Genomic DNA, 23,168 nt, shown 5'->3' on the forward strand with positions numbered 1-23,168 from the left:
CGGATTTACCACGTCCTGTGATTGAACTGGAGTGTGAGCTGTAATGGGTCAGGAAAAGTTATATATCGAGAAAGAGCTAAGCTGGTTAGCATTCAACGAGCGTGTACTCCAGGAAGCGGCAGACAAAAGTAACCCGCTGATCGAGCGTATGCGTTTTTTGGGCATTTATTCCAACAACCTGGATGAGTTCTACAAGGTTCGCTTTGCCGAACTGAAGCGGCGGATCATCATCAGCGAAGAGCAGGGGTTAAATTCGCACTCGCGCCATCTGCTTGGAAAAATCCAGTCTCGTGTCATGAAAGCCGATCAGGAATTTGATGGCCTCTACAACGAGTTGCTGCTGGAAATGGCGCGCAACCAAATCTTTCTGATTAACGAACGCCAGCTCTCCGCCAACCAACAGACCTGGCTGCGCCACTACTTTAAACACTATCTGCGCCAGCACATCACCCCTATTCTGATTAACCGCGAAACCGATCTGGTCCAGTTTCTGAAGGACGATTACACCTATCTGGCGGTCGAAATTATTCGCGGTGAGAATATCAGCTACGCGCTGCTGGAGATCCCGTCCGATAAGGTTCCGCGCTTTGTGAACCTGCCGCCGGAAACCCCGCGCCGTCGCAAACCGATGATCCTGCTGGATAACATTCTGCGCTACTGCCTGGACGATATCTTTAAAGGCTTCTTCGATTACGATGCGTTAAATGCCTATTCGATGAAGATGACCCGCGACGCCGAATATGACCTGGTGCACGAGATGGAAGCCAGCCTGATGGAGCTGATGTCCTCGAGCCTCAAGCAACGTCTGACGGCCGAGCCGGTCCGCTTCGTCTATCAGCGCGATATGCCGGACGCGATGGTCGAAATGCTGCGCGAGAAGCTGACCATCTCCCGCTACGACTCGATCATTCCCGGCGGGCGCTACCACAACTTTAAAGACTTTATTGGCTTCCCGAACGTCGGCAAAGCCAATCTGGTGAACAAACCACTGCCGCGCCTGCGCCATCTTTGGTTCGATAAATTCCGTAACGGATTCGACGCCATCCGCGAGCGCGATGTCCTGCTTTACTATCCGTACCACACCTTTGAACACGTGCTGGAACTGCTGCGTCAGGCGTCGTTCGACCCGAACGTGCTGGCGATCAAAATCAACATTTACCGCGTAGCAAAAGATTCCCGCATCATCGACGCGATGATCCACGCGGCGCACAACGGCAAGAAAGTGACGGTCGTGGTCGAGCTGCAGGCACGATTTGACGAAGAGGCGAACATTCACTGGGCGCGTCGTCTGACGGAAGCGGGCGTGCACGTTATCTTCTCCGCGCCAGGGCTGAAAATTCACGCCAAGCTGTTCCTGATCTCCCGTAAAGAGGGTGACGATGTGGTGCGTTACGCCCACATCGGTACCGGGAACTTTAACGAGAAAACCGCGCGTATTTATACCGACTACTCGCTCTTAACCGCCGATGCGCGCATCACCAACGAAGTGCGTCGGGTATTCAACTTTATCGAGAACCCGTATCGTCCGGTCAACTTCGACTACCTGCTGGTGTCACCGCAGAACTCGCGCCGCCTGCTGTACGATATGATCGACAAAGAGATCGCCAACGCGCAGAACGGCCTGTCGTCGGGCATCACGCTGAAGCTCAACAACCTCGTTGATAAAGGACTGGTGGACAGGCTGTATGCGGCATCCAGCTCCGGCGTTCCGGTTAATCTGTTGATTCGTGGTATGTGTTCGTTGATCCCGGAACTGGAAGGCATCAGCGACAATATTCGCGTGATCAGCATCGTTGACCGCTATCTGGAACATGACCGGATCTACATTTTCGATAATGCAGGCGACAAGCGGGTTTATCTTTCTTCTGCAGACTGGATGACGCGCAATATTGATTACAGAATTGAAGTAGCGGCTCCGCTGTTGGACCCGCGCCTGAAACAGCAGATCCTCGATATTATCGAGATTTTGTTTAGCGATACGGTGAAAGCACGTTATATCGACAAAGAACTCAGTAATCGCTACGTACCGCGCGGCAATCGCCGAAAAGTGCGGTCGCAGCTGGCGATTTACGATTACATCAAATCACTCGAGCAACCCGATTAACCTATGCCGATAAATGATAATACGCCACGACCGCAGGAGTTCGCCGCGGTCGATCTTGGTTCAAACAGTTTCCACATGGTCATCGCCCGTGAGGTAGATGGTGCGTTACAGATCATCGGTCGTCTGAAGCAGCGCGTGCATCTGGCCGATGGCCTGGACGCGCGCAGCATGCTTAGCGAAGAGGCGATGGAGCGCGGCTTAAACTGCCTGTCGCTGTTTGCGGAACGCCTGCAGGGTTTTTCCCCCTCCAGCGTTTGCATCGTGGGAACGCATACGCTGCGTCAGGCGCTGAATGCGCCGGAGTTTCTCAAGCGCGCAGAGAAGGTTATCCCCTACCCGATTGAGATTATTTCCGGTAACGAAGAAGCGCGCCTGATTTTTATGGGCGTGGAGCATACGCAGCCGGAGAAAGGCCGCAAGCTGGTGATCGACATCGGCGGCGGCTCAACGGAGCTGGTGATTGGTGAAGACTTCGAGCCGCGTCTGGTGGAAAGCCGACGCATGGGCTGCGTCAGCTTCGCGCAGATGTATTTCCCGGGCGGCACCATAACCCGCGAAAACTTCCAGCGCGCGCGCATGGCCGCCATCCAGAAGCTGGAAAACCTGGCGTGGCAGTATCGCATTCAGGGCTGGAACGTGGCGCTGGGTGCATCCGGCTCGATTAAAGCCGCCCATGAAGTGCTGCTCGCAATGGGTGAAAAAGACGGAATTATTACCCCTGAGCGTCTGGTTCTGCTCACCGAAGAAGTGCTGAAGCATAAAAGCTTCGACGCCCTGAGCCTGCCGGGCCTGTCCGATGAGCGGAAATCGGTCTTCGTACCGGGGCTTGCGATCCTGTGCGGCGTGTTTGATGCGCTGGCGATTAAGGAGTTGCGTCTTTCTGACGGCGCGCTGCGTGAAGGCGTGCTGTACGAGATGGAGGGCCGCTTCCGCCATCAGGACATTCGCAGCCGCACCGCGCAGAGCCTGGCGAACCAGTACAACATCGACCGCGAGCAGGCGAAGCGCGTACTGGAAACCACGGAGCAGATTTACGATCAGTGGCAGGAGCAGAATCCGAAGCTGGCGCATCCGCAGCTTGCCGCCCTGCTGAAATGGGCCGCGATGCTGCACGAAGTGGGGCTGAACATCAATCACAGCGGGATGCATCGCCATTCGGCCTATATTCTGCAAAACAGCGATCTGCCCGGCTTCAACCAGGAGCAGCAGACCATGATGGCCACCCTGGTTCGCTACCACCGTAAAGCCATCAAGCTCGACGATCTGCCGCGCTTCACGCTGTTCAAGAAAAAGCAGTTCCTGCCGCTTATTCAGCTGCTGCGGCTGGGCGTACTGCTGAATAACCAGCGTCAGGCGACGACGACGCCCCCAACGTTAAAACTGAAAACAGACGACCACCACTGGACGCTGAGCTTCCCGCACGACTGGTTTAGCCAGAACGCGCTGGTACTGCTGGATCTGGAAAAAGAGCAGCAATACTGGGAAGCGGTCACCGGCTGGCTGCTCAAAATTGAAGAAGAGAGCGCCGACGTCGCGGCGTAATGTCTCAGGCGTCTGCCTGAGACGCCTCTTCTTCAGGCAAGGATTCAAGTGCTACCGGCTTGCCGATCAGATAGCCCTGTACATAATCGATACCTAGCGCGTGCACCGCGCTACGTATCTCTTCAGTTTCTACATACTCCGCCACCACCAGCATGTTCTTCATTCGCGCCAGATGGCAAATCGACGCCACTATCTGATAATCCAGACTGTTGTTGACGATGTTGCGAATGAAGCTGCCGTCGATTTTGAGAATGTCGGCGTCCACGCTTTTCAGCCGCGCATAGCTTGCGTAGCCGGTACCAAAATCATCAATTGCAATGCGCACCCCCATTTTTTGCAGCTGTCTGAGGGTCTGTTCCGCCTGCTGCGCGCTGCCGAAAGTGCTGCACTCTGTCACTTCAACGATCAGTTGCCACGCCTCCACGGCGTATTGTGTCAGCAGGCGGCTCACCTCGAGCGGAAACTGCGCCCTGCACACGGTTGGAGGGGCCAGATTAATGGCAAAGCGTTGAGCGGGCAGCCTGTCACGATGCTCTGCCAGGAAGCGTAGCGTATGTTCCAGTACCCACAGGTCGACGCGTGATGACAGCCCAAACTCCTGCGCGACGGGCAGGAACCGATCGGGAGAAATTAATTCCCCGTTCTCGTCTGGCATCCTGAGCAGCACTTCATGATAGCAATCGCCGCGCAGGCCGCGAACGGGCTGAACCATCAGAGTGAACGCGTTTTTATCGAGCGCACTTTGCAGGCGGCTCATCATCGCGACTTTATCTTTCAGGCTGCGCTGTAAATGTACGGCACCACGCTGCTGGAGATTCTCAGGGTGGTTGGTCGAGAGCGACAGATCGGCGACAACGCCCAATTCCCCCAGAACCAGATAAAGATGGTTAACCGGAGAGCGGACATAGCAGTAGCTGACGCCCACCTGAGGCTGCAAGGGCATGCCGTCCCAGAGAAAGCGGAACTGCTTGATATGTTCATCCAGAGTATCAATACGCTGCTGATGCGACTCGGCGTTGAGCCTCACCGCCAGGTCGCAACCGGTCAGATGATAGACCCGCTCATTGTGCTGAAGCGTGCCATTAATCCAGTGCGCCAGCTGCTGCTTGTACTGAATGCGCAGCAGCACACCGTAGTTGCGCCCCAGCACTTCCAGTTCCGGGATGCGCAGCAAGCACAGCGCCGACCAGGGGTTTTTAGCCAGCTCGCGCGACAACGCGCGCAGGTTGGGCATGTGCACCACCGGGTCGAGCAGCGCCAGCCTGCGGGATCGCGTATTCACGGCACGCTGGCGTGTCGCCAGCATCGACATATAAATCACCACAAACGAAAAAACCAGATAGCTGGATGAGGTGATGGCCAGCTGAATGTCATAGGCCTGGTGCAATGGAATGTAGCGGTAGAAAAAGTGAATCGACACCAACAGCACCGGCGTCCAGATTATCGACATCAGCTTATAGCCAAAACGCATTGCACCCCAGAGCATCACGGGCATCAGTAGCGATAAGGTATAGTTGGTGCTGAAAATTGAGCTGTTTTCATTCATCGGCTGCAGCAGCAGCGAAAGCAGCCCAACCAGGGCCATAGCCCAAATCACCAGCTCAACGGCCGTCACTTTTTTGTCTACCTGGGCGCGGATTTGGGACATAAGCCCGTGAATGTAGCGAGGATGGCGTATCAGGCGAATGAGCAGATAGCTCAGCGGAACGCCGGTCAGTCCGCTGACCAGCAGCGCCTGATAGTTAATGAGCGTTCGAATGTTAAGGGGATTTAATCCCGCAAGACTCTGACGGCTCTCATAGATGCCAAGATAAACCGCAAACTGAAACAGCAGCAAAAACAGTGTTGCCGGGCAGAAAACCTGCCAGAAAATGCGCTGCGCCATCAGCCGTATATCCCCATAAGCCGTCATATTGCGTCGTGGGGCAAACACGCGGTAACCGCCCCAGCTGAGCACTAAAGGGATGATAAAATGGAAAATCCCGGCGACCGTTTCAAACATCCCAACAGACGCGTAGTAACGGAAAAACAGCGCTAACACGATCCCGGGAAGGGCTTCCAGACCAAAAAACATCATCAGTGAAAGCAGGAAAAAGAGAGGCAGATAGTAGAGCGTCACAATACCGTCGCCCAGTTGCGCGAAGGTATTTACCACACTGAGAACAGGCAACAGCGCGATGGGTAATATAAACGGCAGAGCCCACCAGCGATCTTTATTTTTTTTCAGGATAGGGAGAATTTTCATAGATGCCCGTTTAAAACCCTTTCGCTCCAGAGGGTATAAGAAGACAGGCATCCAACCTGACATACTCGTCGTCCGGCAATGTACGGCACGGACGCAGTGGAGGAGGGATTTTAATTATCGGCGCAGGGAAACCGTTGACATAAATCAAACTAATTTATTCAAATAAATCTTTCTTAGGTTTTTTGAGACTCTTTTTCATGAACTTATCAATACGATAAATAGATATATTATTTTTAATAACAGGAATTAATGTAAACATTGACGGTTATTTACACATCGCAGAATTGACCCTTTCTTCCCGCTGTGCCTTAATATCCGCATCGCCCGGAAGGGTATACCCAGGAAAAACACAGTGAGTCAGGCCACGCGTATGCACAAACGACACCGATTTAACACCCGGATGACCCGCATCATACTGCTCATCAGCTTCCTGTTTTTCTTTGGCCGCTTTGTTTACTCCTCCATCGGCGCCTGGTATCACCACCAGGACAAAATCCAGTCGCAGCAAACCAGCCTGACCGTCGAAACGCCCGAACGCTAGCGTTCCGGATGCTGTTGCAGGATCCGAATAATGCCTGAAATTCCTTTGCTTAGGATCTTATCCTGACGCATCACCACAGCCAGCTGCCGTTGCAGTAAGGGCGAGAGAGAACTGACGCATAATCCTTCACGGTCTGCCTTCTGCTCCACCGCCATTTTCGGCACGATGCTGTAGCCAAGCCCCGAACGCACCATCCGTTTGATAGCCTCAATGCTGCCGAGTTGCATAGCCGGTGCAATCGTTAAGCCACTTGCCTCAAACCAGCCGTCAATCAACGCCCGGGTTCCGCTGCCCGACTCAAAGGCAATCAGCGGTTGCGTATGGAGTGCATCAGGCCTTAAGTCTGTAAACAACGCTTGCTGCGCCAGCGACGCGATAAACACGAATTCTTCGTCCATCACCGGCATCACGTCCAGCGCCCTCCCGCTGACGGGCAGCGTCACCAGTCCCATATCGAGTCGGTTTTCTTCAATAGCGCGAACAATATCGAGCGTATTGCCCGTCGTCACGCCTACGCGTAAAAGCGGATAGTCACTGCGCAGTTGCTGCAGCAATGGCGGCAGAAGATGAATACAGGCGGTCGCGCCCGTGCCAAGCGTAATGGTGCCGCTGACGTCGTGATTGAACGCGCTAACGGAACGAAGGGTTTCATCGACTGCCTGTTCAATGCGCTCACCGTGAACCAGCAATGCCAGCCCGGCAGCCGTTGCTTTAATCCCCCGCCCGGTACGCTCCACCAGACGCGTTTGCAGAAACTGCTCCAGCTGGCGTATTTGCAGACTGACGGCGGGCTGGGAAATGCCCAGCACATCCGCCGCCGCTGAAAAGCTGCCGCGCTGGATCACCAGACGGAACGTGGCGAGATAGCCCAGATTAAGCGTCGTCATTCAAAGTTTCTCTTATACCGCGCATAAGGTTGCTGACCTGCCAGCACAATACCGCGCTCGCTATGCTCTGGACAACTGCATAACGGAATGAAAGACAATGGAAACACCTACCCTGCCTCGCCACCTTGCCCTCGCTGCCGGGTGCAATCAACTCATCAACTGGGGGATCTCGTTTTATATGCCCGGCACTTTAGCGCTGGCGATTTCAGCCGACCGGGGCTGGTCGTCACCGCAGATTTACCTTGGCCTGACGCTGGCAATGCTGGTGATGGCGGCGGTTTCGCCGTTTGTCGCACGCCTGCTGGCGCGCTTTGGCGGTCAGAAGGTGGTCATGAGCGGCACGCTGCTGATTGCCGCTAGCTGCGCGGGTATGGCCTATACCCAGACGCTGTCTGGCTGGTATTGCGCATGGCTGGTCACCGGTATAGGGATGCGCCTGTCGCTGTACGATGCGCTATTCGCCGCGCTGGTGAATCTCTACGGACAGCAGGCGCGAAGAACAATCTCACGCGTCACGCTGGCGGGCGGGCTGGCCTCCGCCGTCTTCTGGCCGCTGGGCGATGGTCTGCTTCAGGTGATGAGCTGGCAGGAAGCGCTACACGTCTATGCTCTCTTCGGCCTGCTGAGCGCGACGCTGATTCTCTCGCTTCCCCACCAGCAGTTGACGGTAACCGCGAAAACCACCGCGCCGCTTCAGAGCAATGAACGACGTAACGGCTGGCTTTATGCCGCCTTCATTGCCCTTATCACCTTTGTCTCTAACGGCACCTCTACCCATCTGCCGGAGTTTATCACCCACTTCGGCCTGCCGGTCGCCATCGGCATGCTGTGGGGGATCGGCCAGACGGCTGCCCGCTCGCTGGAAGTGCTGGCGGGTGCCCGCTTAACCCCCTTCAAACTCACGCTTTTCACCGCGCTCGCCATGCCGCTCTGCTTTGTGGTTGGGCTAAGCAGTTCCCAGTTTGTCTGGTGCGCAGCCGGGTTTGTGCTGGGTTACGGTGCCATCAACGGGTTGGCCACCATTGTGAAAGCCACGCTGCCGCTGGAACTGTTTAGCACCGAAAGCTATGCCCGCCGTACCGGCATGCTGCTTATCCCCGGCCAGCTGATGGCGGCAGCCTCACCGTTTGCCTATGCGTGGCTGAATAAAACGCTGGGGATCGCGGGAGCAATGTGGGTATCAACGGGGCTGACGCTGGTGATTGCCGGGCTGGCGATAGCGATTGTGCGCCGTCCCGGCAGGCAAAGTGTATCGCACTGTATCCAGAGCACCACGCTGACAAACGGGTACAAAACGCCGCCTCCGGCAAATATCGCCGATACATAAAAATGGTTTTCTTTCCCTGTCGCCATTCAGAACCGATGAGGAGAGAACCTGATGATTCGTCGCTATGCAATATTCCCCCTGCTTGCCCTGGCATCTGTAGCACATGCCCGGCCCACACCACTGGACAACCTGAGCGCCGCAGACGTTAACGGTCCCGCCGCCGTTGCCCCGCTGGCACAGCCGCAACCGCCCGCAAAACTGATCGTCGATCCGCCCCTTGCCGGGCCGCTAAGCAAAGGCGCGGTGTTTATTCAGTACCGGGCCGAAAACTTGCGCATCGAGCCGGTATTCGGCCCCGAAGCGCTCAGGGTCACCCCGCGCATCGGGCACATTCACGTGGTGGTGGACGGCGCGCCGTGGCACTGGGCTGACGCCAGCGGAGAGCCGGTGATCCTGGTGGGGCTGCCCGCCGGCAAACACAAGGTGACGATTATTCTGGCCGACCCGACGCATAAACCGCTCGACCACAAAACCATTGAATTCACCGTACCGCCCCACGCGGCGGTCCACCATTTTTAAGGAGCCCCAGAATGAAAGCACTGACTGTACTGACGGCAGGGCTGCTGGCGCTTTCCGCCAGCGCCTTTGCAGAGAGTAAAACCAGCGTCGTGCTGGTGCACGGCGCGTTTGCCGACGGCAGCAGCTGGAATAAGGTGATTACCCTGTTGCAGAAACAGCACGCAGAGGTCATTGCCGTGCAGCTGCCGCTCACGTCGCTAAAAGATGACGTTGCCGCCACGCGGCGGGCCATCGCCCGCGCCCAGGGGGATGTGGTGCTGGTAGGGCACTCCTGGGGTGGCACCGTGATTAGCGAGGCGGGCAACGATGCGCGGGTAAAATCGCTGGTTTACGTGGCGGCATTTGCGCCGGATTCCGGGCAGTCGACGGCGGATCTGGCAGGAAGCTTCCCCGCCCCGCCGGGCAGCGCAGACATTGCCAAAACGGCGGACGGCTATTTATATCTGCCGACGGACGCCGTCAGGAAGGATTTCGCGCCGGATGTGAAACCGGGTGAACAACAGACTATTGCGGCTACTCAGGGGCCCATAAAGGGCGACGCGTTTGGCGAAAAGATCGCTCGCGCAGCGTGGCACACTAAGCCGAGCTGGTATGTGGTGAGCGAGAATGACAGGATGATTAACCCGGCGCTTGAACGCGCGATGGCGAAGACGATCCACGCGAAAACCACCGAGGTGGCGGCGAGCCACGTGTCGATGGTGAGCCAGCCGCAGATCGTTGCCCGGACGATTGAGCAGGCGACGCGGATGCACTGAGGACATTTCGCCCGGCGGCGCTGCGCTTGCGCGGGCCTACGGTTTCGTAGGTCGGGTAAGCGCAGCGCCACCCGACAAGAAAGGCCGCCTCAGCCGCCCCTCTCCGCGGAATAATCCCGATTAATCCACGCGTGGTCCTCCTCCCAGGTGAACATCCATTTGCGCACCGGCCCGGCCATCACGTTGAGGTAGTAGCTGTCATACCCGGCCATCGTCGCCACCGGATGGTAGCCCTTCGGCACCATGACCACATCGCGGTTATAGACCGCCATGCACTCATCCAGCGTTCTGTCGTCGGTGTAAACGCGCTGCATGCAGAATCCCTGCTCAGGGTTGAGGCGATGGTAGTAGGTCTCCTCCAGGTACGTCTCCTGCGGCGGATTATCCGTGTCGTGCTTATGGCTCGGGTACGAGCTGGTACACCCCTCACTGGTCCAGACTTCCACCACCAGCAGGCTGTCGGCGGGTTTGTCTTCCGGCAGAATGTTGTGCACGTAGCGCTGGTTGTGACCTTTACCGCGCGCTTCGCCGTCGATATCCTGGGGCGCAATCAGCCGCGTCGGATACGTGCCTTTTCCCGGCGCGGCGCAGACCGCCAGCTCCAGCTTGGTCAGCGCCTTCACCTGGACCGTCTCCTGCGGGGTGACGTAAACCGCCCACGGCTTGATGCGCTCGAACGGGCTCATCCGCTCGCCAATATCGTTAAACTGCGCGGAAGGCGTGCTGATGGAGGCGCGTCCGGCCACCAGCACCAGGCAGCGCTCTTCGCTGACGGCGGGCAGCGTCAGCTGCTGCCCCTCCTGCAGCTCATACGCCTCAAAGCCGACATACCCCCAGCCGGCGCGTTCCGGCGTGATGGACTGAGTGCGTCCCTCTCCGTTCGGCTGTTGCCAGCGTGATAACAGACGTGACATGTCGCCTCCTCAGATAAGCCCGGCGTCGCGCGCCAGGCGGCTCAGGTTGTTATAGCCCAGACGGGCGTAGGTCAGCGGATGGGCAATCGCCGGATCCTGCTCGGCCTCCACCACCAGCCAGCCGTGATAATCCTGCGCTTTCAGCAGTTGCATGATCGGCGGGTAATCGACGCTGCCATCGCCCGGCACGGTAAACACGCCGCTCAGCACCGCGTCGAGGAAGCTGGTTTTGCGATTTTTCACGTCCGCCAGCACGTCGGCGCGCACGTCTTTGCAGTGAACGTGGTTGATGCGCGACGCCCAGCGCTGCGCCACCGCCAGCGGATCGGCTCCGGCAAAGGTCAGATGACCGGTATCCAGCAGCAATCCAACCTCCTCTCCGGTGTGGCTCATCAGGTTGTCCACGTCGTCGGCAGACTCAATCACCGTGCCCATATGGTGATGGTAGGCAATCTGGACTCCCTGCTGCTGCGTATAGCGGGCAAATTCGGTGAGCTTCTCGCCGTACTCCTTCCAGCGCGCCTGCGGGAAGCGCGGGCGCAGATGCACCGGGGTCTGCTGCTCGCCGTGAATGCAGCCGCTCACTTCCGCAAAGACCAGCACCTTCGCCCCCAGCTCGCGCAGCAGCGTCAGGTGAGACTGCACGGCGGCGATCTCCTCCTCCACGCTGCGTTCCAGCAGGCGGCCAGAGTACCAGCCGGAGACCAGCTGCAGGTCGTGACGCTGCAAAATCGGGCCGAGCAGGCGTGCTTCGCGCGGGAATTTGTTACCCAGTTCGAAACCGGCGAAACCGGCCTCTTTTCCTTCGCTCAGACAGGTCTCCAGCGACGTCTCCGCGCCGAGTGAAGGCAGATCGTCGTTCGTCCATGTCAGCGGGTTAATGCCTAATTTCACACTCATTGTCGTCTCCATTATGCGTGTCCGCGCTCGCGCCACCAGGCGATAAGCTGCAGGTAGTTGTCCCGGATGCGCGCCACCAGCTGCGCATCGTCAATATCGTGTTTCAGCCACGCGCGGGAGGCATCGCCAAACAGCGTGCGCCCTACGGCGAAACCTTTCACCAGCGTCTGCCCCGCTGCGGCTTTAAAGTCGGCGCGCAGCTGTTCCGCCGGAGCGTCCAAGCCGAGGATCACCACCCCGCGGCAGTGCGGATCCCGGCGTTCGATAATCTCGCTCAGCGCCGTCCAGCCGTCGGCGGAGAGCGGCGGCAGCTTCCACCAGTCCGGGTAAATGCCGAGGTTGTAGAAGCGGGAGATGGCGCGCAGGTAGAGCTCGTCGCTGCGCGGCATGCTGGCGGGCAGGATCACCTCCAGCAGCAGCTCGTGCCCGGACTGGCAGCAGGCGTGGTACACCTCGGCAATTTTCTGCTCCTGCTCCAGGCGCAGACCGTGGGCATCTTCCGGGTGGAAGAAGACCAGGCACTTGACCACGTGCTCCTGCGGCCAGCTGATAAGCTGCGTGCCGATGTTGCCATGCTCCATCTCCAGCGGCCGCGAGCCCGGCAGCTCGATGGGGCGACCAATCCACCACCCTTCGCCGGTGATCGCGTTCAGCGCGTCCTGACCAAAGGTGCCGTCGCACAGCAGGCCGGCTTTGCCCTCCAGCCCGACGCGGCTCGCCGCCTCGCGGCTGGCCTGTAGTATCAGCTGCTTCAGCGCCGGAATACGCTTAAGCGACGCGCCGCACTGCATCGCCATATCCTCAAGCTGGCTGCGGTGATCGAAAGCCATCACGCACAGCTCCGGCCACTCGCGGCGGCGGGTAGTGACCCGGTGGAGATGGTTAAGATGCGGGTCAAGATCCGGGCGCGGCACCATTGCGGCGCGCGCGAGATAATCATCCAGCTCGATTTTGCTCGGCATCGCCGGGGCGCAGCCGTGGCGCGAGACCACCAGCGCGCCGCAGGCGTTGGCGTAGCGGCACGCCTGCTCCCAGCCCTCGTCGTTCAGGTAGCCGCGCAGCAGGCCAGACATAAATGCGTCCCCCGCCCCGAGGACGTTCAGCACCTCCACGCGCACGCCGGTCACCGTCAGGCCGTCGTCCAGCCGGGGCGGAATGGCGTCGGTATAGACCGAACAGCCGAGCGCGCCGCGTTTGCAAACCAGCGTTGCGTCGCTGACGGCGCGCACCTGCCCCAGCGCCTGCAGGGTATCCGTGCTGCCACCCGCAATGTGGAACTCCTCTTCGGTGCCGACAATGACGTCGAAGAGGTGCAGCACCTCCTGCAGCTCGCGGGTGACCTTATCGGCGGCGATAAAGCGCGTTTCGCCGTCGCCTAAGGCGGTCAGCCCCCACAGCACCGGACGATAATCGATGTCCAGCACCGTGCGCACGCCGTGGCGGCGGGCATAGCCCAGCGCCGTCAGCACCGCCTCGCGGGTCTGAGGGTGAGAAAGGTGGGTCCCGGTGATGGCAAGACAACGTGCGGAGGCAATGTAGCTTTCGTCCACATCGCTGGCGGTAATCGCCATATCCGCGCAGTTATCGCGATAAAAAATCAGAGGAAAGGTGTCCCGGTCTTTAATGCCGAGTAGCACCAGCGCCGTGAGGCGGTCTTTATCAGTGATCAGATGACTGGTATCGCAGCCCACCTGGTTGAGCTCTTCCCGCAGGAAGCGGCCCATATGTTCATCGCCGACGCGCGCCAGCATCGACGAACGTAAACCCTGACGCGCGGTGCCGTACGCCACGTTGCCGGACGAGCCGCCGAGATATTTGGCGAAGCTCGACGCATCCTCCAGACGGGCGCCAATTTGCTGACTGTAGAGGTCTACCGCCACGCGGCCCATGCATATCACATCAAACTGCTTTTCCACGTTGATACCTCATCAGACAATGTCGTTCACGTTCAGCCAGCGGCCTTCCCGGTGCGAGAGTGCAATCGCGTCCAGCACGCGCGACACCTTCCAGCCCTCTTCGAAGTCCGGCCACATCGGCGCGTCGGCGGCAATCCCGTCCACCAGGTCGCGCACCTCCACCGTTTTTTGATCGTTAAAGCCAATCCCGTGTCCCGCCCCCATGCAGAACGCGGCGTAGTCCGGGTGCGCCGGACCGACGAGCAGCGTGCGGAACCCCTGACGGTTCACCGGATCGTCATGCAGATAGAGCTTCAGCTCCGCCATGCGCTCCTGGGTGAAGCTGATAGCGCCTTTCGTTCCGGTAATGACGTACGACAGCCCCATCTTGCGGCCGCAGGCGACGCGGGAGGTTTCAATGACGCCCTGCGCCCCGCCCGCAAAACGCACCATCGCGTGGGCCTGATCCTCGTTTTCGACGGCGATCATCTCCGACGATCCGGCCTTCGCCGGGCGTTCCGGTACCACAATCTTCAGGTCGCCGCAGACCTGCTCAATCTCCCCCACCAGGTACTGGGCCATATTGACGATATGCGCCGCGAGGTCGCCCAGCGCGCCCAGCCCGGCGGTCTCTTTAAAGCAGTGCCAGTGAATGGGCGATAGCGGGTCGGCCATATAGTCTTCGTTGTGGGTGCCGTAGAAGTGGATCACCTCGCCAATCTCGCCGCGGGCGATAATCTCCTTCGCCAGCTGCGCGGTCGGGTTCTTCATGTAGTTGAACCCCACCAGGGTTTTCACGCCGGCCCGCTTCGCGGCGTCAACCATCTCGCGCGCGTCGTGGGCGTTCAGCGCCAGCGGCTTCTCCGAGTAGACGTGCTTGCCGTGGCGAATAGCCTCCAGCGCCATCTCTTTATGCAGATGGTTGGGTGAACAAATATCCACCACGTCAATGGCCGGGTCGGCCACCAGCGCCCGCCAGTCTCCGGTTGAGCGGTTAAAGCCAAACGCCTGCGCACGCTCTGCCGCCAGCGTCGGGTTTACCTCGGCCACCATCTCGCGCACCAGTTTGCCGCGCAGGTTGAACACCGTCGGGGCCTGGGCATAGGCGATAGCGTGCGCCTTGCCGATATACCCGGTGCCAATCAATCCAATACGAACCTCTTTCATCGTGATCCTCACAGTGCGCCGCGACGGCTTTTGGCATAGGTATCGAATGCCACCGCCAGAACGATAATTAATCCGGTGATAATTTGCTGGTAGTAGGCCGAGACGTTCATCAGCACCAGGCCGTTAATCAGAATGCCCATGATGATGGAGCCGATAATGGTGCCGCCGATGCGCCCGTAGCCGCCCATCAGCGAGGTGCCGCCAATCACTACCGAGGCGATGACGCGCAGCTCAAAGGAGATCCCGGCGACCGCCTCGGCGCTCCCCAGACGAGCGCTCAGAATGAAGCCCGCCAGCCCCGCCAGACAGCCAATCAACACGTAGACGCTGACCAGCACACGCTTGACGTTGACCCCCGCCAGGCGCGCCGCCTCCGGGTTGCCGCCAATAGCGTAGACGAAGCGGCCCCAGCGGGTTTTATGCAGCGCCAGATAGCCGCCGACGGCGACGATGGCGAAGATCCAGATCGGAATGGAGATGCCGAGCAGCTCCCCGCGTCCCCACCAACGGTAGCCAGGGTCGAAACCGGCGATCGGCGCACCGTCGTTAATCACCAGCGTCAGGCCGCGCCAGATGGTCATCCCGCCGAGCGTGACGATAAACGGCGGCAGGCGCAGGCGGGTGACGCCCAGACCGTGCAGGAAGCCAATCGCCGTGCCCATGGCCAGACAAATTCCCAGCCCAATCAGCCAGCTCATGCCGCCCCAGGCGTTCGGGTCGACGGTGGTGAAGTTGTCGCCTTTAATCACGTACGCCGCGGTCATGGCGCACACCGCCAGAATGGAGCCGACGGAGAGGTCGATCCCGGCGGTCAGGATGACGAAGGTCATCCCCACGGCCATGATCCCGTAGATGGACACTTCGGTCAGGATGTTGAAAATATTGCGTTCAGAGAAAAAGTTGCTGTTCTGCGACTGAAAGAAGATCAGCAGCAGGATCATGAAAATCAGCACCCCGAAGCGCTCGAAGAAGGCAATGGGATCGATGCGTCCGGCGCGTTTGACCGGGGCCTGCGTTTTAGAAATCATCTGCGTCATGAGAAACTCCGTTATGCCGCGTTCAGGGCGTTGTGGTTGATGGCCATCATCGTCATCAGCCGTTCTTCGTTAGCGTCGTCGCCGTGGATCACGCCGGTCACCCGGCCTTCGCTGAGGGTGATGATCCGGTCAGACACCGCCATCACTTCAGGCAGATCGGAGGAGATCACGATCACCGCCACGCCCTTTTTCGCCATGTCAAACAGCACCTGGTGCACTTCCGATTTGGTCCCCACGTCGATGCCGCGCGTCGGCTCATCGACGATCAGCACCCGTGGATTGAGCGCCATGCAGCGCGCGAGGATCACTTTTTGCTGGTTGCCGCCGGAGAGCTTGCGCACCTCCTGCTCGCTGTTGACCATTTTGATCTGCAGCGCCTGGCGGTAGGACTCAATCAGATCGTCCTCTTTGCGGGTGTTCACAAACCAGCGCCACTGCAGCAGCGAGGAGAGGCAGGAGAGCGACAGGTTGTCGCGAATCGACAGCCCCAGCACCGCCCCCTCTTTTTTACGATCTTCCGGCACCAGCGCCACACCGTGGTCGAGGGCATACAGCGGATCGCGCGGCTGGTACGGCACGCCGTCCAGCTCAAAGCTCCCCGAGGTAAACGCATCAGCGCCAAACAGGCAGCGGGCCACTTCGGTACGTCCCGCGCCCACCAGCCCGGCAATGCCCAGCACCTCCCCGGCGTGGACGTGGAAGCTGATGTCGTGCAGGGCGATGCCGTGCGGATCCAGCGGCGGCTTTTCGCGGCTCAGTCCCTTCACCGCCAGGCGGACGGGTTTGTCTTCATGATGCGTTTCGCTGGCGGGACGACGGTTAAAGGCCACGTCGCGTCCAACCATCAGGCGGATCAGCTGTTCTACGTTGGTCTCCGCCACCGCGCCGGTGCCGGTGAAACGGCCGTCCTGGAAAACGGTGAAGCGATCGCAGAGCTGGAAAACTTCATGCAGACGGTGGGTAACGTAAATAATGCTCACGCCGCGGTTTTTAAGCTCTCGCACCACGCGGTGCAGGCTTTCCACCTCGCTGTCGCTCAGCGCGGCGGACGGTTCGTCCATAATGATTAACCGGGCGTTGAGGGTCAGCGCCCGGGCGATCTCCACCATCTGCTGCTGGGCGACGCTCAGGCGGGCGACAGGCGTGGTCGGCGCAACGTTTAGCTGCAGGTAATCGAGAATGACCTGCGCCTCCTGGTTTACCGCCTTTTCGTCGACGATCAGGTTACGCTTGCGCGGCTCGCGCCCGAGAAACATGTTTTCCGCAACGGTCATGTTGGGCAGCAGGTTGAATTCCTGATAGATGGTAATAATGCCCTTGTTCTGGCGCTCCACCGGGGAGTCGTCCACCGGCAGCGTTTCGCCGTTGAACCAGATATCCCCGCGCGTTTGCGGCTGCGCGCCCGCGAGCGCCTTCAGCAGCGTGGATTTCCCCGCCCCGTTTTCCCCCAGCAGGGCGTGAATTTCTCCGCTGCCGACGGTCAGCTGCGCGCTGCTCAGCGCCCAGACGCCGGAAAAGCTTTTGGCCAGGTCGGTCACTTTCAGTAAGGGTTGCGACATCAGTCTGCTCCTCCTCATGATGAGCCGCCAGAGGCGGCTCGGGACATATTAGTTACCGGCCTCACCGATACGCTCAGCCTGCTGCAGGTTCTCTTTGGTGATCAGCGTCGGCGGGTAGTCGGCCCCGGTGATGGCTTTCTTCTCACGCACGTTGGCCACCAGCTGGCTCATCGCGGTCTGCACCGCAAAGCCCGGACGCTGATCCGCCGTTACCGCCAGCCAGCCGTCGCGCACGCGGGCCAGCGCTTCCGGCACCGCATCGAAGCCGGTCACGAGGATCTCGCCCGGCTTCACGCCCTGGCTCTGCAGCGCTTCAATCGCGCCCAGCGCCATATCATCGTTGGCGGAGAGGATCACCTGCGGGCGCTTCGGCAGCGAAGGCAGAACGCTTTCAACAATGCGCATCCCTTCTGAACGCATCCAGTTCCCGGTCTGATCGGCGACGATCTTGTACTTATCCCCGCCCGCCTTCAGGCTGTCGCGGATCCCTTTGGTGCGTTCAATATTGGAGGAAGAACCCGGCTGGCCGGTGAGGAGAATGATGTCTGCGCCGTTGGGGAATTTGGTTTTAACGAAGTCGCCAACCGCCTGGCCGCCCTTGTAGTTGTTGGCGCCGAAGTGCGGCACTTTCTTCTGGCTATCGACGGAGCGGTCGAGGGTAACGATCGGCAGTTTTGCATCCTGAATTTCATCCACCGCGCTGGAGACCGCGTTCACGTCGTTCGGGGAGACGATAAAGCCCTGCGCCCCTCGGGTGATGGCGTTTTCCAGGTCAGCCACCTGCTTCGGTGAGCTGCCCTGCCCGTCCAGCACCTGAAGCTTCACGCCCATCTCTTTTGCGGCTTTCACCGCCGTGCGCTGCATGTGAACTTCAAACGGCATGGCCAGGTTTGGCGTACTGAAAACAATTTGCTCGTTTTCGGCGAGGGCGGCCCCGGACGTCATGGCGATGAGGGCGGCTACGATCAGTTTTTTCATTATTATGTCTCTCTGTGTAGGGTTGTTGTGTTTAGAGGACGATCTCGCGCTGGCTACGCAGTGACTCCAGCGCTTTATCCGCAAGGTACAGCGCACGTTCACCATCACCGCCGCTACAGTCAGGCACCGCTTCGCCGCGCAGGACCGCAACAAAGTGTTCCCATTCCGCGGCGTAAGCGGATTTGTAGCGCTGCAGGAAGAAGTGTTCCGGCAGCGCGCTGGTGCAGCCCTGTTTGCCGTAGTGCTGCACCTGGTTTTCAAGAATGTTGCCCGCGCACAGCAGCCCTTCGGAGCCATGCAGTTCCAGGCGCTGGTCGTAGCCGTAAGATGAACGGCGGCTGTTAACGATGGTCGCCATCGCGCCGGAGGCGTATTTCAGAACGATAAACGCGGTATCGATATCCCCCGCCTCACCAATCGCCGGATCCACCAGGTTACTGCCCTGGGCATACACCGACACCGGCTCTTCGCCCATGATGAAGCGCGCCATGTCAAAGTCATGAATGGTCATATCGCGGAACATGCCGCCGGAAACGCGCACGTACTCGGCAGGCGGCGGAGACGGGTCGCGGGAGATGATCAGCAGCGATTCCGGTTTGCCGATGCGCCCGGCCTGGGCATCGGTTTTCACGCGGCGGAACTGCGGGTCAAAGCGGCGGTTAAAGCCGATGAACAGCGGCACGTCGTACTCTTTAACCACTTTCAGGCAGTCGCGCACGCGGGCGAGGTCAAGGTGTACCGGCTTTTCACAGAAGATGGCCTTGCCGTGGCGGGCGGCCATTTCAATCAGATCCGCGTGGGTGTCGGTCGCAGAGGCGATCAGCACGGCATGAACGTTAGGGTCGGTCATCACCTCATCCAGGCTCTGCTGGCGAGCGTGATACTGCGCGGCAAGTCGAGTGGCAAATTCCTGATTCGGGTCAACCACGGACCAGAGCGTGGTCGCGCCGTGGCTGGCGATGTTAGCTGCATGTACCTGGCCAATTCGGCCAGCGCCCAGTAAAGCAATGTTAAACATAACGGCTCCCGGTGTTGGTGAATGCTGTGAACTAACGACCCTATAAATAAAACATTTATTTCATTTTTATAAATAGTGAAAATTATGTTTTTGAGTGCGGGTTAACACTTTTGAGATGAATGAGATAAATTTTGTTATCAATCTCACAACATGGGAAGACATACAGAAGCCCCCTCACCCCGGCCCTCTCCCCAAAGGNAGAAAAGGCCGCACCGAACCATCCCCTCTCCCCTTTGGGGAGAGGGCCGGGGTGAGGGGAAATGAAATGAAAATTTCGTTAAGGCGGGAAATTTAATACTGCCGGGCTTTTTTCACCTGCGCCTGCGTTTGCTCCGCGGCTTCGCGCACGGCAGACGACTCTGCCACCTGCGCATCACCGGTTCGCCACCAGGAGGCGTAATCGTGGGTCATGGTCTTCGGCAGCACCTTGATGTCCAGTAGCGTCGGGCCCGGATGCGCGCGTGACGCCTCCAGCGCCGCCAGCAGGCTTTGCTCATCGTTCACTCGCCATGCGCGACAGCCATAGCTTTCCGCGTTTTGCGCAAAGTCGACCTTCACCAGCGGCCCGTCAAGCCGCCCGGTTTCCGGGTTGCGCCGACGGTTTTCCGTGCCAAAGCTGCCCATGCCGTGCCCCATCTGCAGGTTATTAATGCAGCCGAAGCTGGCGTTATCAAACAGCAGAACGGTGACCTTAATGCCCTCCTGAACGGCGGTTTGCAGCTCGGAGTGCAGCATCATGTAGGAGCCGTCCCCCACCATGGCGTACACCGGCTGCTCTGGCCTGCCGAGCTTCGCGCCGATGGCCGCCGCAATCTCGTAGCCCATGCAGGAGTAGCCGTACTCCAGGTGATAGCTGTCCGGCGTTTTGACCTGCCAGAGGCGCTGTAAATCGCCCGGCAGCGAACCGGCCGCGCCCACCACGATGGCGTTATCTTCAATATGCTGGTTGATCAGCCCCAGCACCCGCGTCTGGGTCAGGCGGGTGTTGAGCGTCTCGCCGTACTCCACCAACTGCGCATCCAGATGCCCCGCCACTTCGGGCGCGTCGTCAGGACGCCACTGGCGATCCCACAGGCGACGGCACTCGTCGCGCCAGGCGGACTTCGCCTCGGCGATCGCCTCTCCCCAGCCGCTGCGATACTCCTTGAGCAAGTGGGTTAATGCCTGGAGCCCGGTTTGGGCATCCGCAATCAGCGCGGTCGCGTCCAGCTTCAGGGCGTCAAACTCGGCCACGTTCAGCAGCAGAAATTCAACGTCCGGATGGGAAAAAAGCGCCTTGGAGCCGGTGGTAAAGTCGGTCAGGCGCGTGCCGATTCCGATCACTAAATCCGCCTGTGGCGCGAGCTGGTTGGCGGCCATTCCGCCCGTCACCCCCACCCCGCCCAGATTAAGTGGGTGGTCACTTACCAGCGCCCCCTTTCCGGCCTGGGTTTCGGCAAACGGCAGCTGCAGCGTCTCGACAAATTCGCGAAACGCCTCATGCGCGCCGGAATAGCGCACGCCGCCGCCGCACACCACCAGCGGACGACGCTTGCGGGCGATTAGCGCCCGCGCCTGCGCCAGACGCTGCGGGTCAGGCGGACGGCGTTCGATGTGGTGCACGCGACGCGCGAAGAAGCTCAGCGGATAGTCCCAGGCCTCACCCTGCACGTCCTGCGGCAGGCAGATGGTCACCGCTCCGGTATTGGCGGGGTCAGTAAGCGTTCGCATCGCGCTTAGCATGGCGCTCATCAGCTGCTCCGGCCGATTGATACGGTCCCAGTAGCGGGAGACCGGGCGGAAGCAGTCGTTGGTGCTGATGCTTAGGTCGTGATACTGCTCAATCTGCTGCAGCACCGGGTCCGGCTGGCGGCTGGCGTAGATATCTCCCGGCAGCAGTAGCAGCGGGATGCGGTTCGCCGTGGCGGTGGCCGCGGCGGTCACCATATTGGCGGCACCCGGCCCAACGGAGGAGGTGACGGCAAAAATACGCTGACGGCGGTGCTGTTTGGCGAATCCCGTCGCCATATGGGCGATCCCCTGCTCGTTGCAGCCCTGCATCACCTGCAGATGGCCCGGGTCCTGCTCCAGCGCCTGGCCGATACCGAGCACGTTGCCGTGCCCAAAGATGGTGGCGACGCCCTCGACGAACGGCGTTTCGTTGCCGTCAACGCTGACATACTGTTGATTAAGGAACCGGACCAGCGCCTGGGCCATGGTCATACGTTCGGTTTGCATAAAACCTCCTGTCAGCCCAGCGTCGGCATGGAGAACGCAGCACCTGTCTCCTGCTGCATTTCCGGCCAGCGCGCGGTAATGGTTTTCATTCGGGTGTAGAAGCGCACGCCGTCGTTGCCGTGGACGTTGAGCGCGCCAAAAATCGAGCGCTTCCAGCCGCCGAAGCTGTGGAATGCCATCGGCACCGGGATCGGCACGTTGACGCCCACCATGCCCGCCTGCACCTCTTCGCAGAAGCGGCGCGCGCAGCCACCGTCGCGGGTGAAAATGGCCGAGCCATTACCATATTCATGGCGGTTAATCAGATCCACCGCGCTGGCGTAATCTGCTACGCGCACCACAGAAAGCACCGGGCCGAAAATTTCTTCTTTATAGATGGTCATCTCCGGGGTGACGTTATCGAACAGCGTAGGCCCGACGAAATAGCCCTGCTCGTGGCCCTTCACGCTGAAGCCGCGGCCGTCCACGCGAAGTTTCGCCCCCTGCGCTTCCCCGCTGTCGATGTAGCCCAGCACCTTGCTGCGGTGCACTGAGGAGATAAGCGGCCCCATTTCGTTTTCCGGCGACTGGTCCAGACCCGGCCCGACGCGCAGCGCGGCAATCTGTTTTTCCAGCCGGGCGCAGAGGTCATCGGCGGTGTTATCCCCCACCGCCAGCACCACCGAGAGCGCCATGCAGCGTTCCCCCGCCGCGCCGTAGGCCGCGCCCATGATGGCGTTGGTCGCCATCTCCATATCGGCATCCGGCATGAGAATGCAGTGGTTTTTCGCGCCGCCCAGCGCCTGACAGCGCTTACCGTGGGCGGACGCGGTCTGGTAAATGTATTCCGCAATCGGCGTAGAGCCGACAAAGCTCACCGCCTGCACGCGCGGGTCGGTCAGGAGCACGTCAACGGACTCCTTATCCCCCTGCACCACGTTGAACACGCCGTCCGGCAGTCCAGCCTCTTTCAGCAGCTGCGCCAGCGCGAGCGCCAGAGAAGGATCTTTTTCCGACGGTTTCAGCACGAAGGTGTTGCCGGTCGCCAGCGCAATCGGGAACATCCACATCGGCACCATCGCCGGGAAGTTAAACGGCGTGATCCCGACGCAGACCCCGAGCGGCTGCATCAGCGAGTGGCTGTCGACGCCGGTACCGACGTTCGCCGAGTGTTCGCCCTTTTGCAGATGCGGGATGCCGCAGGCAAATTCCACCACCTCCAGGCCGCGGGTCAGTTCGCCCACCGCGTCGGAGAAGACCTTGCCGTGCTCTTCGCTGATGATGCGGGCCAGGCGCTCCATGTTCTCTTCCAGCAGCGCCTTGAAGCGGAACATCACGCGCGCGCGCTTAAGCGGAGCATGGCGCGCCCACGCAGGAAACGCCTGCTGCGCGGCGGCAATGGCCTGTTCGGTTTCCCGCGCCGTACTCATCACCACCTGGCGGATCTGCTCGCCGGTGGCCGGGTTGAAGATCGCCTGAACGCGCTGGCCTGAACCGGTGACACATTCGCCGTGAATAAAATTCGCTACCGTCTCCATCCTTAACCTCTCGCTGTTGATACGTGACTGTTACCTGAACGCTGTG

General features: G+C 59.7%; 18 protein-coding genes. 6 read left to right on the plus strand and 12 right to left on the minus strand.

The window, feature by feature from the left end:
* The first annotated feature begins 43 nt into the window (after positions 1-43).
* Entirely contained in the window at positions 44-2,104 is a 2,061-nt protein-coding gene (gene ppk1, locus ACTJJA_RS14565) for a polyphosphate kinase 1 (RefSeq protein ID WP_010433862.1), read from the plus strand.
* A gap of 3 nt (positions 2,105-2,107) precedes the next feature.
* Positions 2,108-3,646 (plus strand): exopolyphosphatase, encoded by a 1,539-nt coding sequence (gene ppx / locus ACTJJA_RS14570; protein WP_089597845.1) that lies wholly within the window; start codon positions 2,108-2,110, stop codon positions 3,644-3,646.
* Positions 3,647-3,650: 4 nt separating this feature from the next.
* Here the strand turns inward: ppx and ACTJJA_RS14575 are convergent, their stop codons facing one another.
* Positions 3,651-5,891 carry an EAL domain-containing protein gene (locus tag ACTJJA_RS14575; protein WP_440668517.1) on the minus strand — a complete coding sequence of 747 codons (2,241 nt, stop codon included), beginning with the start codon at positions 5,889-5,891 and terminating at the stop codon, positions 3,651-3,653.
* 352 nt (positions 5,892-6,243) lie between these two features.
* Between ACTJJA_RS14575 and ACTJJA_RS14580 the strand changes: the two genes are divergently transcribed.
* Entirely contained in the window at positions 6,244-6,432 is a 189-nt protein-coding gene (locus ACTJJA_RS14580; RefSeq protein ID WP_042717858.1) for a YfgG family protein, read from the plus strand.
* On the opposite strand, the gene ACTJJA_RS14585 is transcribed toward ACTJJA_RS14580, so the two are convergent.
* On the minus strand, positions 6,429-7,319 hold the full coding sequence (locus tag ACTJJA_RS14585) for a LysR family transcriptional regulator (protein ID WP_440668518.1): 891 nt from the start codon (positions 7,317-7,319) through the stop codon (positions 6,429-6,431). The two genes, ACTJJA_RS14580 and ACTJJA_RS14585, sit on opposite strands and share 4 nt — an antisense overlap.
* A gap of 97 nt (positions 7,320-7,416) precedes the next feature.
* Between ACTJJA_RS14585 and ACTJJA_RS14590 the strand changes: the two genes are divergently transcribed.
* The 3 genes from ACTJJA_RS14590 to ACTJJA_RS14600 are packed head-to-tail and all read left to right on the plus strand — an operon-like array spanning position 7,417 to position 9,920.
* Entirely contained in the window at positions 7,417-8,646 is a 1,230-nt protein-coding gene (locus ACTJJA_RS14590; protein WP_440668519.1) for an MFS transporter, read from the plus strand.
* A 51-nt stretch (positions 8,647-8,697) separates the two neighbouring features.
* Positions 8,698-9,165, plus strand: coding sequence for a DUF6130 family protein (locus ACTJJA_RS14595; RefSeq protein ID WP_440668520.1), 468 nt, complete (start codon positions 8,698-8,700; stop codon positions 9,163-9,165).
* A gap of 11 nt (positions 9,166-9,176) precedes the next feature.
* Positions 9,177-9,920, plus strand: coding sequence for an alpha/beta fold hydrolase (locus tag ACTJJA_RS14600; protein ID WP_440668521.1), 744 nt, complete (start codon positions 9,177-9,179; stop codon positions 9,918-9,920).
* Positions 9,921-10,009: 89 nt separating this feature from the next.
* On the opposite strand, the gene iolB is transcribed toward ACTJJA_RS14600, so the two are convergent.
* From iolB to ACTJJA_RS14650, 10 genes are all read right to left on the minus strand, one after another.
* Positions 10,010-10,834, minus strand: a complete 825-nt coding sequence (gene iolB, locus ACTJJA_RS14605) for a 5-deoxy-glucuronate isomerase (protein ID WP_440668522.1) — start codon at positions 10,832-10,834, stop codon at positions 10,010-10,012.
* A 9-nt stretch (positions 10,835-10,843) separates the two neighbouring features.
* Positions 10,844-11,734: a myo-inosose-2 dehydratase gene (gene iolE, locus ACTJJA_RS14610; protein WP_440668523.1), complete on the minus strand. Its 891-nt coding sequence runs from the start codon at positions 11,732-11,734 to the stop codon at positions 10,844-10,846.
* 11 nt (positions 11,735-11,745) lie between these two features.
* Positions 11,746-13,650: a bifunctional 5-dehydro-2-deoxygluconokinase/5-dehydro-2-deoxyphosphogluconate aldolase gene (locus tag ACTJJA_RS14615; RefSeq protein WP_440668524.1), complete on the minus strand. Its 1,905-nt coding sequence runs from the start codon at positions 13,648-13,650 to the stop codon at positions 11,746-11,748.
* Positions 13,651-13,662: 12 nt separating this feature from the next.
* Positions 13,663-14,796: a Gfo/Idh/MocA family protein gene (locus ACTJJA_RS14620; protein WP_440668525.1), complete on the minus strand. Its 1,134-nt coding sequence runs from the start codon at positions 14,794-14,796 to the stop codon at positions 13,663-13,665.
* Between the two features lie 8 nt (positions 14,797-14,804).
* On the minus strand, positions 14,805-15,833 hold the full coding sequence (locus tag ACTJJA_RS14625) for an ABC transporter permease (protein ID WP_028014045.1): 1,029 nt from the start codon (positions 15,831-15,833) through the stop codon (positions 14,805-14,807).
* 11 nt (positions 15,834-15,844) lie between these two features.
* Entirely contained in the window at positions 15,845-17,392 is a 1,548-nt protein-coding gene (locus ACTJJA_RS14630; protein ID WP_440668526.1) for a sugar ABC transporter ATP-binding protein, read from the minus strand.
* A gap of 48 nt (positions 17,393-17,440) precedes the next feature.
* Positions 17,441-18,370: a sugar ABC transporter substrate-binding protein gene (locus ACTJJA_RS14635; RefSeq protein ID WP_023333011.1), complete on the minus strand. Its 930-nt coding sequence runs from the start codon at positions 18,368-18,370 to the stop codon at positions 17,441-17,443.
* 31 nt (positions 18,371-18,401) lie between these two features.
* The gene (iolG, locus tag ACTJJA_RS14640; RefSeq protein WP_440668527.1) at positions 18,402-19,388 is read right to left on the minus strand and encodes an inositol 2-dehydrogenase; all 987 of its coding nucleotides are present in this window, start codon (positions 19,386-19,388) and stop codon (positions 18,402-18,404) included.
* Positions 19,389-19,679: 291 nt separating this feature from the next.
* On the minus strand, positions 19,680-21,605 hold the full coding sequence (gene iolD, locus ACTJJA_RS14645; RefSeq protein ID WP_440668528.1) for a 3D-(3,5/4)-trihydroxycyclohexane-1,2-dione acylhydrolase (decyclizing): 1,926 nt from the start codon (positions 21,603-21,605) through the stop codon (positions 19,680-19,682).
* Between the two features lie 11 nt (positions 21,606-21,616).
* Positions 21,617-23,122: a CoA-acylating methylmalonate-semialdehyde dehydrogenase gene (locus ACTJJA_RS14650; protein WP_440668529.1), complete on the minus strand. Its 1,506-nt coding sequence runs from the start codon at positions 23,120-23,122 to the stop codon at positions 21,617-21,619.
* Positions 23,123-23,168: the final 46 nt, after the last annotated feature.

It is taken from the genome of Enterobacter sp. 22452, assembly GCF_052045065.1.
GTDB lineage: Bacteria > Pseudomonadota > Gammaproteobacteria > Enterobacterales > Enterobacteriaceae > Enterobacter > Enterobacter mori.